General features: G+C 70.7%; 11 protein-coding genes. 5 read left to right on the top strand and 6 right to left on the bottom strand.

The genetic code is table 11. The features are described 5' to 3' along the window. Positions 1–77: 77 nt before the first annotated feature. The 5 genes from ACFWBT_RS02055 to folE all read left to right on the top strand — a co-directional run bounded on the left by ACFWBT_RS02055 (position 78) and on the right by folE (position 6,287). Positions 78–1,226, top strand: coding sequence for a zinc-dependent metalloprotease (locus ACFWBT_RS02055; RefSeq protein WP_385694664.1), 1,149 nt, complete (start codon positions 78–80; stop codon positions 1,224–1,226). A gap of 192 nt (positions 1,227–1,418) precedes the next feature. Beyond that, positions 1,419–2,582 carry a tRNA lysidine(34) synthetase TilS gene (gene tilS / locus ACFWBT_RS02050; protein WP_385694661.1) on the top strand — a complete coding sequence of 388 codons (1,164 nt, stop codon included), beginning with the start codon at positions 1,419–1,421 and terminating at the stop codon, positions 2,580–2,582. A gap of 166 nt (positions 2,583–2,748) precedes the next feature. Then, positions 2,749–3,309 carry a hypoxanthine phosphoribosyltransferase gene (gene hpt, locus ACFWBT_RS02045; protein ID WP_261704688.1) on the top strand — a complete coding sequence of 187 codons (561 nt, stop codon included), beginning with the start codon at positions 2,749–2,751 and terminating at the stop codon, positions 3,307–3,309. A gap of 199 nt (positions 3,310–3,508) precedes the next feature. Continuing rightward, positions 3,509–5,536, top strand: a complete 2,028-nt coding sequence (gene ftsH, locus ACFWBT_RS02040; RefSeq protein WP_385694657.1) for an ATP-dependent zinc metalloprotease FtsH — start codon at positions 3,509–3,511, stop codon at positions 5,534–5,536. A gap of 145 nt (positions 5,537–5,681) precedes the next feature. Then, positions 5,682–6,287 (top strand): GTP cyclohydrolase I FolE, encoded by a 606-nt coding sequence (gene folE / locus ACFWBT_RS02035; protein WP_266761221.1) that lies wholly within the window; start codon positions 5,682–5,684, stop codon positions 6,285–6,287. Between the two features lie 51 nt (positions 6,288–6,338). On the opposite strand, the gene ACFWBT_RS02030 is transcribed toward folE, so the two are convergent. The 6 genes from ACFWBT_RS02030 to ACFWBT_RS02005 form a co-directional block, all read right to left on the bottom strand. Next, complete coding sequence (locus ACFWBT_RS02030) at positions 6,339–6,827, bottom strand: DUF3180 domain-containing protein (protein ID WP_266761223.1); 489 nt, start codon at positions 6,825–6,827, stop codon at positions 6,339–6,341. Positions 6,828–6,904: 77 nt separating this feature from the next. Continuing rightward, positions 6,905–7,516 carry a 2-amino-4-hydroxy-6-hydroxymethyldihydropteridine diphosphokinase gene (folK, locus tag ACFWBT_RS02025; protein WP_385694653.1) on the bottom strand — a complete coding sequence of 204 codons (612 nt, stop codon included), beginning with the start codon at positions 7,514–7,516 and terminating at the stop codon, positions 6,905–6,907. Next, entirely contained in the window at positions 7,513–7,872 is a 360-nt protein-coding gene (folB, locus tag ACFWBT_RS02020) for a dihydroneopterin aldolase (RefSeq protein WP_037625942.1), read from the bottom strand. The genes folK and folB overlap by 4 nt, the downstream gene beginning before the upstream one ends. A gap of 246 nt (positions 7,873–8,118) precedes the next feature. Continuing rightward, positions 8,119–8,613 carry a nuclear transport factor 2 family protein gene (locus tag ACFWBT_RS02015; RefSeq protein ID WP_266761229.1) on the bottom strand — a complete coding sequence of 165 codons (495 nt, stop codon included), beginning with the start codon at positions 8,611–8,613 and terminating at the stop codon, positions 8,119–8,121. Continuing rightward, entirely contained in the window at positions 8,610–9,518 is a 909-nt protein-coding gene (gene folP, locus ACFWBT_RS02010; protein ID WP_385694648.1) for a dihydropteroate synthase, read from the bottom strand. Before folP ends, ACFWBT_RS02015 begins: the two co-directional genes overlap by 4 nt. A gap of 192 nt (positions 9,519–9,710) precedes the next feature. Beyond that, complete coding sequence (locus ACFWBT_RS02005; protein WP_385694645.1) at positions 9,711–11,516, bottom strand: phosphatidylglycerol lysyltransferase domain-containing protein; 1,806 nt, start codon at positions 11,514–11,516, stop codon at positions 9,711–9,713. Between the last annotated feature and the right edge of the window lie 30 nt (positions 11,517–11,546).

The following is an 11,546-nucleotide window of genomic DNA, read 5'->3' as shown; positions in this document are numbered from 1 at the left end:
ACCACCGGCCCCGCGCCCGGGGGCATACGGCGCCGTACCCCTAACCGCAGCCGGACCCGCTCACGTACGGTTGACGCATGACGAGCATCGGTGGTGCTGCATCTACTGGGATGGTCGACTGGAATCTCGCGGTGGCGACCGCGACCCGACTCGTGCGGCCGGGTCCCGAGGTGAGCCGCGACGAGGCCCGCGCCATCGTCGCGGAGCTGCGCCGGCACGCCAAGGCCTCGGAGGAACACGTCCGGGGCTTTACCCGTATGGGTGACGACATCGTGCACGACACCCCCGTCCTCGTCGTCGACCGCCCCGGCTGGGTACGGGCGAACGTCGCCGGGTTCCGGGAGATCCTCAAGCCCCTTCTGGACAAGATGCAGGAACGGCGCGGCGGCTCCCCGGGCGGAGCCGTCCTCGGCGCCGTCGGCGGCAAGGTCACCGGCGTCGAGCTGGGCATGCTGCTGTCGTTCCTGTCGTCGAGGGTCCTCGGGCAGTACGAGACGTTCGCCCCCGCGACCCGGGACCTCCCCGCCGGAGGCCCCACCGGCTCGGGCAACGGCGGCGGCAGGCTTCTGCTGGTCGCCCCGAACATCGTGCACGTGGAGCGCGAACTCGACGTCCAGCCCCACGACTTCCGCCTGTGGGTGTGCCTCCACGAGGAGACGCATCGCACCCAGTTCACGGCCGTGCCCTGGCTGCGCGACCACCTGGAGGGCGAAATCCAGTCTTTCTTGGGGGAGACCGAAGTCGACCCCATGACCGTCCTGGAACGCATCCGGGAAGCCGCCCAGTCGCTCGCCGGCTCCCGCCCCGACACCGAGGAGGACGACGGCGGCCGTTCCCTCGTGGAAATCGTCCAGACGCCCGCTCAGCGGGAGATCCTCGGCAGGCTCACCGCCGTCATGTCCCTCCTGGAGGGACACGCCGACTTCGTGATGGACGGCGTCGGACCCGCCGTGGTCCCCTCCGTCGCCGAGATCCGCGAGAAGTTCCAGCAGCGCCGCGCCAGGGGCGCCTCCCGGCTGGACCTCGCCCTGCGCAAGCTGCTCGGCCTGGACGCCAAACTCAGGCAGTACCGGGACGGCGAGCGGTTCGTGCGGGCGGTCGTCGACGAGGTCGGCATGGACGGCTTCAACCGTGTGTGGACCTCTCCGAACACCCTCCCGACCAAGACGGAGATCGCCAAACCGGCGGACTGGGTCGCGCGGGTGCACCGCAAGGCGGAGTCGTGAACCCTACGGGACGGTCGTGAAAGGAATCCGGCCGATGGCAGGCAAACGCCCCTCCAATCACCCGTCCGAGGGACCGTGGGGCATGGGTAGGCGTGCAATGCTCGGGGAACGCCCCGGTTCTGTCACCATCGACACACTCTGAGTGACCGATCCCGGGCTAACCCCCCGAAAACTTCATGAAGGGAACCGGACATGGGTCCCCATCCTGCGGTCGCGGCGATACGCCTGGCGGTCCGCCGCGTACTCCACGACATCCTGACCGAGCAACCGCCCACCCCCGACACCCGGCGTACGCCCGCACGCGGTGCCGCGCGCCCCTGCGCGCCCGACGCGGAGCGCGTACCCGCGCCCGGAACACGACGCAGCATGCCCGCGCCCGCCCGGGCCGCAAACGACGGGCATCCCACGAGCTCCCTGCCGCGACCGGGCGGAGAGGCGCCCCCCGCGCCACTCGTGCTCGTCGCGTGCTCCGGCGGCGCCGACTCCATGGCGCTCGCCTCCGCCCTCGCCTTCGAAGCCCCCAAACTCGGCATCCGCGCCGGTGGCATCACCGTCGATCACGGTCTGCAGCCCGGCTCCGACCTGCGCGCCGACGAAGTCGTGCTGCGCCTCACCGAGCTGGGGCTCGCCCCGGCCGAGTCCATCGCCGTCACCGTCGGCCGCGACGGAGGCCCCGAGGCCGCCGCCCGCGACGCCCGGTACGCCGCACTGGACTCCGCCGCCGAGCACCATGGCGCCACCGCGATCCTCCTCGGCCACACCCGCGACGACCAGGCGGAGACGGTCCTGCTCGGCCTCGCCCGCGGCTCCGGCATCCGCTCCCTGTCCGGAATGGCCGCGGTCTCGGGGGCCGACGGCCGCTACCGCCGCCCCTTCCTGCACCTGGACCGGCAGACCGCCCGCAAGGCGTGCATGGTCCAGTCGCTGCCCGTCTGGGACGACCCGCACAACGCCGATCCGGCCTACACCCGCTCCCGGCTCCGCCACGAGGGCCTGCCCGCCCTCGAGAAGGCGCTCGGCAAGGGAGTCGTCGAGGCACTCGCCCGTACGGCCCAGCTCTCCCGGGACGATGCCGACGCCCTCGATGCGTGGGCCAGTCAGGCGGAGGCGTCCGTCCGCGACGCCGCCGGCCTCCTGGAGTGCGCCAAGCTCTACGCCCTGCCGCCCGCCGTACGCCGCCGGATCCTGCGCCGCGCGGCCATCGAGGCGGGCGCTCCGGCCGGTTCGCTGTTCGCCCGCCACATCGAGGAAATCGACCGGCTGATCACCGGATGGCGCGGTCAGGGGGCCATCAATCTCCCGGGCAAAGTCGTCGCTCAGCGCCAGGGTGGCAGACTGGTGATTCGGCAAGGCTGAAACCGGACCCTGCACCGGGGCTGCTCACGCGGCTCCCCGGGACCCCTTCACTCGGGTCGCGGGCGGTCCGAGCGGCCGTGCGCGGGTGAGCCGAAGGGGACCGCCGCCAACACCGGCGCCCCGTAGGTGAACGAGCCCAAAAAAGTGGGACGGACGACCGAAAGTGATGCGGGTGGACGCGAAAGACATGGGCACCGACCTCAAGTCGGTGCTCATCACCAAGGAAGAGATCGACGCGAAGCTGGTCGAGCTGGCCGCGAAGATCGACGCGGAGTACGCGGGCAAGGACCTGCTGATCGTCGGAGTGCTCAAGGGCGCCGTGATGGTCATGGCGGACCTCGCGCGTGCGCTGTCCACCCCCGTCACCATGGACTGGATGGCCGTGTCGTCGTACGGCGCGGGCACCCAGTCCTCCGGCGTGGTGCGGATTCTCAAGGACCTCGACACCGACATCAAGGGCAAGCACGTCCTGATCGTCGAGGACATCATCGACTCAGGACTGACCCTCTCCTGGCTGATCTCCAACCTCGGCTCCCGTGAGCCCGCCTCGCTCAAGGTGTGCACGCTGCTGCGCAAGCCGGACGCGGCCAAGGTCGCGATCGACGTGGAGTGGGTCGGCTTCGACATCCCGAACGAGTTCGTCATCGGGTACGGCCTGGACTACGCCGAGAAGTACCGCAACCTGCCGTTCGTCGGTACGCTCGCGCCTCACGTCTACGGCGGCTGAGCGCCCCCTTTCTGAGGGCGGCTCAGCTCTTCCACGACGTTCGGGAACCCCAGCGGGTCTCGCGCCGTTGGAGCATGCGTGGACGGGATTGCCAGCAGTCCCCTGCGGCTTCGGGTGACAATGCTGGGGTACCGTCCGAAGAACAGTCTTTATCAAACTCACTATGGCAGGAGGGACGGGGCGGCTCCGCTCCGTATGGATGGACGTGAAGCGATACTTCCGTGGGCCGGTCATGTGGATCGTGCTGGCCGTCCTCGCCGTGGTCGTGTTGATGCAGGTCGTCGGTTCGTCCGGCGGCTACAAGACGGTGGACACCGGCCAGGTCGTCCAGGCGATCAACGACAACCAGGTCGAGTCAGCCAAGATCACCACTGGCGACGAGCAGGTCATCAAGGTCTCGCTGAAGGACGGCGAGAAGGTTGACGGCAGCTCGAAGATCCAGGCGAGCTACATCGGCGACCAGGGCGTGTCCCTGGCCAGCACACTCCAGAACAAATTCGAGAACAAGCAGATCCCGGACGGCTACACCGTCTCTCCGTCCAAGCAGAACCCCTTCGTGGGCATCCTGCTGTCTCTGCTTCCCTTCGTCCTCATCGTCGTCGTCTTCCTGTTCCTGATGAATCAGATGCAGGGCGGCGGCTCCCGGGTCATGAACTTCGGGAAGTCCAAGGCGAAGCTCATCACCAAGGACACCCCGAAGACGACGTTCGCGGACGTCGCGGGCTCGGACGAGGCTGTCGAAGAGCTCCACGAGATCAAGGAGTTCCTCCAGGAGCCGGCGAAGTTCCAGGCCGTCGGAGCGAAGATCCCCAAGGGCGTCCTGCTCTACGGGCCTCCTGGTACGGGCAAGACGCTGCTCGCACGCGCCGTCGCGGGTGAGGCCGGCGTTCCCTTCTACTCCATCTCCGGTTCCGACTTCGTCGAGATGTTCGTCGGTGTCGGTGCCTCCCGAGTCCGTGACCTGTTCGAGCAGGCCAAGGCGAACGCTCCGGCGATCGTCTTCGTCGACGAGATCGACGCGGTCGGCCGCCATCGCGGCGCCGGCCTCGGCGGTGGTCACGACGAGCGCGAGCAGACCCTCAACCAGCTGCTCGTCGAGATGGACGGCTTCGACGTGAAGGGCGGCGTCATCCTGATCGCCGCCACCAACCGGCCCGACATCCTCGACCCGGCCCTCCTGCGCCCCGGCCGCTTCGACCGCCAGATCGCGGTCGACCGCCCGGACATGCAGGGCCGTCTGGAGATCCTCAAGGTCCACCAGAAGGGCAAGCCGGTCGCTCCGGACGTCGACCTGTCCGCGGTGGCGCGTCGGACCCCCGGCTTCACGGGTGCCGACCTGTCGAACGTGCTGAACGAAGCGGCGCTGCTCACCGCGCGCGCCAACGGGAAGCTGATCGACAACAACATGCTGGACGAGGCGATCGACCGCGTGGTCGCGGGCCCGCAGAAGCGGACCCGGATCATGTCGGACAAGGAGAAGAAGATCACCGCGTACCACGAGGGCGGCCACGCCCTGGTCGCGGCGGCTTCCCCGAACTCCGACCCGGTCCACAAGATCACGATCCTCTCGCGCGGCCGTGCCCTCGGCTACACGATGGTCCTGCCGGACGAGGACAGGTACTCCACGACCCGCAACGAAATGCTCGACCAGCTGGCATACATGCTGGGCGGGCGCGCGGCCGAGGAGCTTGTCTTCCACGACCCGACCACCGGCGCCGCGAACGACATCGAGAAGGCCACGGCCACCGCTCGCGCGATGGTCACGCAGTACGGCATGACCGAGCGTCTGGGCGCGATCAAGTTCGGCGGCGACAACACCGAGCCCTTCCTGGGCCGGGAGATGTCGCACCCGCGCGACTACTCGGAAGAGGTCGCCGCGCTCGTCGACGAAGAGGTCAAGAAGCTCATCGAGAACGCGCACAACGAGGCCTGGGAAATCCTGGTCGAGAACCGTGACGTCCTCGACGCGCTGGTGCTCCAGCTGCTGGAGAAGGAGACGCTGAGCAAGGAGCAGATCGCCGAGGTCTTCGCTCCCATCGTGAAGCGCCCGGCCCGCCCCGCGTGGACCGGCTCCTCCCGTCGCACGCCGTCCACCCGCCCGCCGGTGCTCTCCCCCAAGGAGCTGTCACTGACGAACGGCGCGAACGGCTCGGCGGCGGCCATCGCCACCGCGACGGGGTCCGTCCCGGCGGCGGAGGCGGCCCCGGAGGACCGCTCCGAGAGCTGACATCGTTCGGCTCCCGGCGGCCTCACCAGGCCCGGAATGGATGCCGTGCCCCCCAGGTTCTAGCCTGGGGGGCGCGGCATTTTCGTGTGCCCGCACCTTTTGGACGCGTCGAGGCACGCGCAGGATCCACAGGAACGAGGACCAGATGACCGACCCCGTGACGCTGGACGGCGAGGGAGTGATCGGAGAGTTCGACGAGAAGCGTGCCGAGAACGCCGTACGGGAGCTCCTGATCGCTGTCGGCGAGGACCCGGACCGCGAGGGCCTGAGGGAGACGCCGGGGCGGGTGGCGCGGGCGTACAAGGAGATATTCGCGGGCCTGTGGCAGCAGCCGGAGGACGTGCTGACGACGACGTTCGACCTCGGACACGACGAGATGGTCCTGGTGAAGGACATCGAAGTCTTCAGCACCTGTGAACACCATCTGGTGCCGTTCAGGGGGGTCGCGCACGTGGGCTACATCCCGGCCACCAGCGGCAAGATCACCGGCCTGTCCAAGCTGGCCCGCCTGGTCGACGTCTACGCCCGGCGCCCCCAGGTGCAGGAACGGCTGACGACACAGATCGCCGACTCCCTGATGGAGATCCTGGAGCCGCGCGGTGTGATCGTGGTCGTCGAGTGCGAGCACATGTGCATGTCCATGCGCGGCATCCGCAAGCCGGGCGCGAAGACCATCACGTCGGCGGTGCGCGGACAGCTCCGGGACGCCGCGACGCGCAACGAGGCGATGAGCCTCATCATGGCCCGCTAGCCGCGACGGACGCCGGGCAGGCCCACGGACGCGGGCCTGCTGTCGGGGCTCCTAGGCCACCGGAGCGACGCCGCCGTGGTGCTCGTCGTCGTCCTCCGGGAGCTTGCAGACGCGCTCAAGGAAGAAGGCCGCCGCTATCACGCCGATTCCGGCGACGACGGAGAGGCCGGCGTAGATGGCCTGGTCGCGGCGGGCTGGGACCTCCAGGGATTCCAGGAGGAACACGCCGGTGCCGCCGTACATGCCCGCCACCAGGGCGGCCACCAGGGCGCTCGCCTGGCCGAAGACGACCGCGCGGGCGGCCATCAGCGGATCGACGCCCTTGGCACCGGGGCGGCGCTCGCGCTGGGCCTTGAGGCGGGCGCGCAGCGAGAGTGCCGTCGCGAGAAGGACGATCGCGATCAGGGCCAGGACGATGGGGGCGGCCAGCGGGACCCGGGGCAGTGTGCCCACCGCGGCCCACAGGCGGGCGCCCGCCCAGGACAGCACTCCGGCCACCACGAACACGGCGGCCAGTGTCCTGATGCGCAGCTCTTTCACGATGCCCCTTCGGTAGCCCGCCTGTGGCCGGGGCCTGTGTCGGGCCGCCCGGCGTGTGGTCGTCTTGACCTTAACGACTACTCGGGCAGCCGGAGTTCCAGGTCGGGGCGGGCCGCGACCCCGTCCCGGGTGACGGCGGCGAGGAGCTGGGCGACGGCGCCGCGGCCGGGGAGCTGTGCCTCGGGGTCCACGTCGTGCCAGGGGGCGAGCACGAAGGCCCGCTCGTGGGCGCGCGGGTGAGGGAGGGTCAGCACCGGGTCGTCGGAGACGACATCGGCGTAGGCGACGATGTCCACGTCGATCGTGCGCGGGCCCCAGCGCTCGTCCCGTACGCGGTGGAAGGCCTCCTCGACCGCGTGTGCCCGCTCCAGGAGCGAGGACGGGGGGAGGGTGGTCCTGAGGACCACGACCGCGTTGAAGTACGACGGCTGGCTGCCCGGGTCGACGCCCCACGGCTCCGTCTCGTAGACGGGGGAGACGGCTTTGACCCGGACGCCCGGGGTGTCCTCCAGGGCGTCGATGGCGCCCTGGAGCGTCTCCAGGCGGTTGCCCAGGTTCGAACCGAGGGAGATCACCGCGCGCCTGGGGTTGGACAGGGTCGTGTCCGCGGCGTCCACCTGCTCGACCACGGAGGCGGGCACCGGCTGGACGGTCGGGTCGCTCTGACCCTCGGTGAAGGACGCGGTCATACTCGGCTCCGGATGATGGTGACGGTCACGTCGTCGAAGGGGACGGTGATCGGCGCGTCCGGTTTGTGGACGCAGACCTCGACCTCCTGGACCCCGTCGTGCTTGAGACACGTCTGGGCGATGCGCTCGGCGAGCGTCTCGATGAGATCGACGGGCTCGCCCTCGACCACGGCGACGACCTCTTCCGCGACGATGCCGTAGTGCACGGTCTTCGCCAGGTCGTCGTCGGCCGCGGCCGGCCGGGTGTCCAGGCCCAGCGTCAGATCCACGATGAAGGTCTGGCCCTCCTCGCGTTCCTTCTGGAAGACGCCGTGGTGCCCGCGGGCCTTGAGGCCGCGCAGCGCGACACGATCCACGCGAATCACTCCTGCAATCGTCGGTGACGGCCGTCGTGCGCCGAATGCGGTCGGCACACCGGCCTCGAACGAATCTACCTGCGGGCACTGACAACGTTCGCCCACGGAGGCGGGCGCCGGGCGAAGGCCACGAGGCTTCACCGGGTGTTTCCCCTGGGGAACGCGGCGGCTCACGGGTTGGTAGCCGCCCCTACCCCGGGCGGGTGATTCCAACCACCTTTTGGTCCCTGCGGGCCGTACACCCACTCAACCGGCGGTGTCCTCGTCCTCTTCCTCGCCCGATTCGGCCAGCACGGGGGAGGCGTGGTGGGACCAGAGTTTCCAACCGTCGGCGGTACGGCGGAACACGTTCGTGGCGACGACCAACTGGCCGACGAGCGGTCCGAGCTCGTCGCTGTCGTCGGGGGCCGGTCCGCCGCTGAGGATGTTCTCGGTGCAGGTGACCAGGGCCGTGTCGCCGGAGACGGAGACGCGCACATCGGTGAGGAAGAACTGGATGTACTCCGTGTTCGCCATGATCAGCGCGTACGAGCGGAGCACCTCGCCGCGGCCGTTGAGGACGGGCCAGCCGGGGTGGACGCAGGAGACGACCGCGCCCTCGCCCTCGAAGTCGTCGTCGGACGTGTCCAGCGGGGCCAGCCACAGCGAGGACAGTTCCTCGAAGTCACCGCGTTCCATCGCCTCGTAGAACGCGGTGTTGGCGAGTTCGACCTGCTCGACGTCGGTACGCGGTGTGCTCACCGGGCTCCCTCTGCGGCCGGACCGGCGGCGTCCGATGCCCCGCCGGCCCGGGCACCCTCGACGGCGCGCGCGACCCGTACGGCGTCGGCGGTGGCGCGTACCTCGTGCACGCGGACTGCCCAGGCGCCCTGCTGGGCGGCGATCGCCGAGACGGCGGCCGTGGCGGCGTCGCGCTCGCGCGCGGGGGGCGGGGCGCCCTCGGGACCGGCCAGCACGCGGCCGAGGAAACGCTTGCGGGAGGCGGCGACCAGCAGGGGGTGGCCGAGGGCGCGGAGGCGGTCGAGGTGGGCGAGGAGGGCCAGGTCGTGCTCCGGGTCCTTGGAGAAGCCGAGCCCGGGGTCGACGACGACGCGGTCGGGGGCGATACCGCCCGCCAGAACGGCCTCCACGCGTGCGTGCAGTTCGTCGAGGACTTCGGAGACCACGTCCGCGTACGTCCCCTGGACGTTCCCGCCCGCCAGGAAGCCGCGCCAGTGCATGACCACGAAGGGGGCGCCCGCGGCCGCGACGGCCGGGATCATCGCGGGGTCGGCGAGGCCGCCGCTGACGTCGTTCACGAGGGCCGCGCCGGCGGCGAGGGACCGCTCGGCGACGGAGGCGCGCATGGTGTCCACGGAGACCGTGACGCCCTCGGAGGCGAGGCCGCGGACGACGGGGATGACGCGCTTGAGCTCCTCCGCCTCGTCGACGCGGGTGGCGCCGGGGCGGGTGGACTCGCCGCCCACGTCCACGAGGTCGGCGCCCTCGGCGACGAGCTCCAGGCCGTGCTTGACCGCGGCCGTCGTGTCGAACCAGTGGCCGCCGTCGGAGAAGGAATCGGGGGTGACGTTCACGACCCCCATGACCGCGCAGCGGTCCCACGTCGGCAGTCCCGCGACTCGGCCGCGCCCGCGCTCAATACTCATACGTCCAGCCTAGGCCTCCCGCGAGGGGCGGAATCGCCCCCTGCCGGTCTCAACGGTTCCTGGTGGGTGCGGGCGGCCCGCCCGCCGGGGCCTTCGGTCGCTTCGCGGTCCGTTCCCCGCCCTACCGCCCGCCCCACCGCCTGTCCCGGCCGGCGGAACGGGCCCCCGGCGGGGCGCCGCCCGGTATGCCGGCTACGCCGCTCTCACCTCCCGCTCCGCCACCGCGTGCGAGCACGGACGCGGAGCCGCTGCGCGGCGGCGCAGCACCCGGGGCAGGGCGAGGTTCACGAAGCCCTCGGCCTGCATGGCGGCGAAGCCGATGCGGGGGAGGTCGCGGGAGGAGCCGTAGACGACGAAGCGCGGCTCCCAGCGCGGGCGGAACTTGGCGTTGAACTTGTACAGCGACTCGATCTGGAACCAGCGGGACAGGAAGACCAGCAGTCCGCGCCAGGCGCGCAGCACGGGCCCGGCGCCGATCTTCTCGCCGCGGGCGAGCGCCGCGCGGAACATCGCGAAGTTGAGCGAGATCCGGTTGATGCCGAGGCGGGGAGACGCCTGGAGCGCCGCCACGATGAGGAGTTCGTTCATGCCGGGGTCGGCCGCGCGGTCGCGGCGCATGAGGTCGAGCGACACGCCGTCCGTGCCCCACGGGACGAAGTGCAGGACGGCCTTCAGGTCTCCGTACGGGCCGGGCGGGTCGTCGGTCTTGTGCGCCGTGGCGATCAGGCAGTTCCCGTCGGACGGGTCGCCGACGCGGCCGAGCGCCATGGAGAAGCCGCGCTCGGTGTCGGTGCCGCGCCAGTCCTCCGCGGCGCGCCGTATCCGGTCCAGTTCTCCCTCTCCGAGGTCACGGATGCGCCGTACCCGCGTCTCGTAACCAGCCCGCTCGATGCGCTTCACCATCTGGCGGACGTTTCGCATCGCGCGTCCGCTGAGGGAGAAATCCGCGACATCCACCACCGCCTCGTCCCCCAGTTCGAGGGCGTCGAGGCCGGTCTCGCGGGTCCACACCTCGCCGCCCGTCTCGGAGCAGCCCATGACGGCGGGCGTCCAGGAGTGCGCCTTGGCCTCGTCCATGAAGCGTTCGATCGCACCGGGCCAGGCCTCCACGTCGCCGATGGGGTCGCCGCTGGCGAGCATCACGCCGGAGACGACGCGATAGGTCACCGCCGCCTTGCCGCTGGGCGAGAAGACGACCGCCTTGTCGCGGCGGAGAGCGAAGTGGCCGAGGGAGTCGCGGCCGCCGTGCTTGTCCAGGAGGACGCGCAGCCGGGTCTCGTCGCCCTCCGTGAGGCGGGCGGCGGGGTGTTCGGGGCGGAAGGCGAAGTAGACGGTGGTGACGGCGGTCAGCCAGCCGAGGGCGCCGAGGGAGAAGGCGACCGTCCAGGAGGTGGGTCCGGCGTAGTCGACGGGGCCTTCGAAGCCGACCAGGCCGTACAGGACGTGGCTGATGCGGTCGGCCAGGCTCGGGTCGCCGATCATGCGGTTCTCGTGGACGCTGACGATGACGAGTCCGAGGACGAGGGAACCGGCGCCCATGAGAACGAAGTTGGCGAGCGCGCGCCAGCGGCTGCGTGGATCGGGCAGGGCCGCGAACTCATCGCGGTGGCGCAGCAGCGGTGCGAGCAGCGCGGCCGAGATGACGACGCCGATCAACGAGTGGCGGTACGCGAACTGCGCGGCGGCGCCTGCCGGGAGCAGCGCGACCGCGGCGCGCCAGGCCCGCCGTTTGCGGCGGCGCAGCCCGTGGGCGAGCAGCAGCAGAAGCACTCCGGCGCTGAGCGAGAGCGCCGCGGCGAACGGGCCGAACGAGCCGGGCAGCACCTCCGCCAGGGCGTGCATACGGCTGTGACGGAAGCGCGGGAAGACGCCCGCGGCGATGTCCAGGAGACCTACGAGCGTGCAGGCCCTGGCGACCAGGGCGGGGACGGCCTCGGGGCTCGGACCGCGGAGTATGCGCCGCGTCCGGCCTGTTCGGCTCGGAACCTCGCCCGACAATTCCCCATCTATCCTGACAGACATCGCATC

Source organism: Streptomyces sp. NPDC060027 (assembly GCF_042737005.1).
Lineage (GTDB): Bacteria > Actinomycetota > Actinomycetes > Streptomycetales > Streptomycetaceae > Streptomyces.
The sequence above is the reverse complement of the archived record's forward strand: the minus strand, read 5'-3'. Positions and strand labels throughout refer to the sequence as shown.

What these genes read in the sequence shown, in the direction of transcription:
- folP (WP_385694648.1), bottom strand. Translation starts at nt 9,518, where the DNA reads ATGAGTATTGAGCGCGGGCGCGGCCGAGTCGCGGGACTGCCGACGTGG.
- hpt (WP_261704688.1), top strand. Translation starts at nt 2,749, where the DNA reads ATGCGGGTGGACGCGAAAGACATGGGCACCGACCTCAAGTCGGTGCTC.
- folE (WP_266761221.1), top strand. Translation starts at nt 5,682, where the DNA reads ATGACCGACCCCGTGACGCTGGACGGCGAGGGAGTGATCGGAGAGTTC.
- folK (WP_385694653.1), bottom strand. Translation starts at nt 7,516, where the DNA reads ATGACCGCGTCCTTCACCGAGGGTCAGAGCGACCCGACCGTCCAGCCG.
- ftsH (WP_385694657.1), top strand. Translation starts at nt 3,509, where the DNA reads ATGGACGTGAAGCGATACTTCCGTGGGCCGGTCATGTGGATCGTGCTG.
- ACFWBT_RS02055 (WP_385694664.1), top strand. Translation starts at nt 78, where the DNA reads ATGACGAGCATCGGTGGTGCTGCATCTACTGGGATGGTCGACTGGAAT.
- tilS (WP_385694661.1), top strand. Translation starts at nt 1,419, where the DNA reads ATGGGTCCCCATCCTGCGGTCGCGGCGATACGCCTGGCGGTCCGCCGC.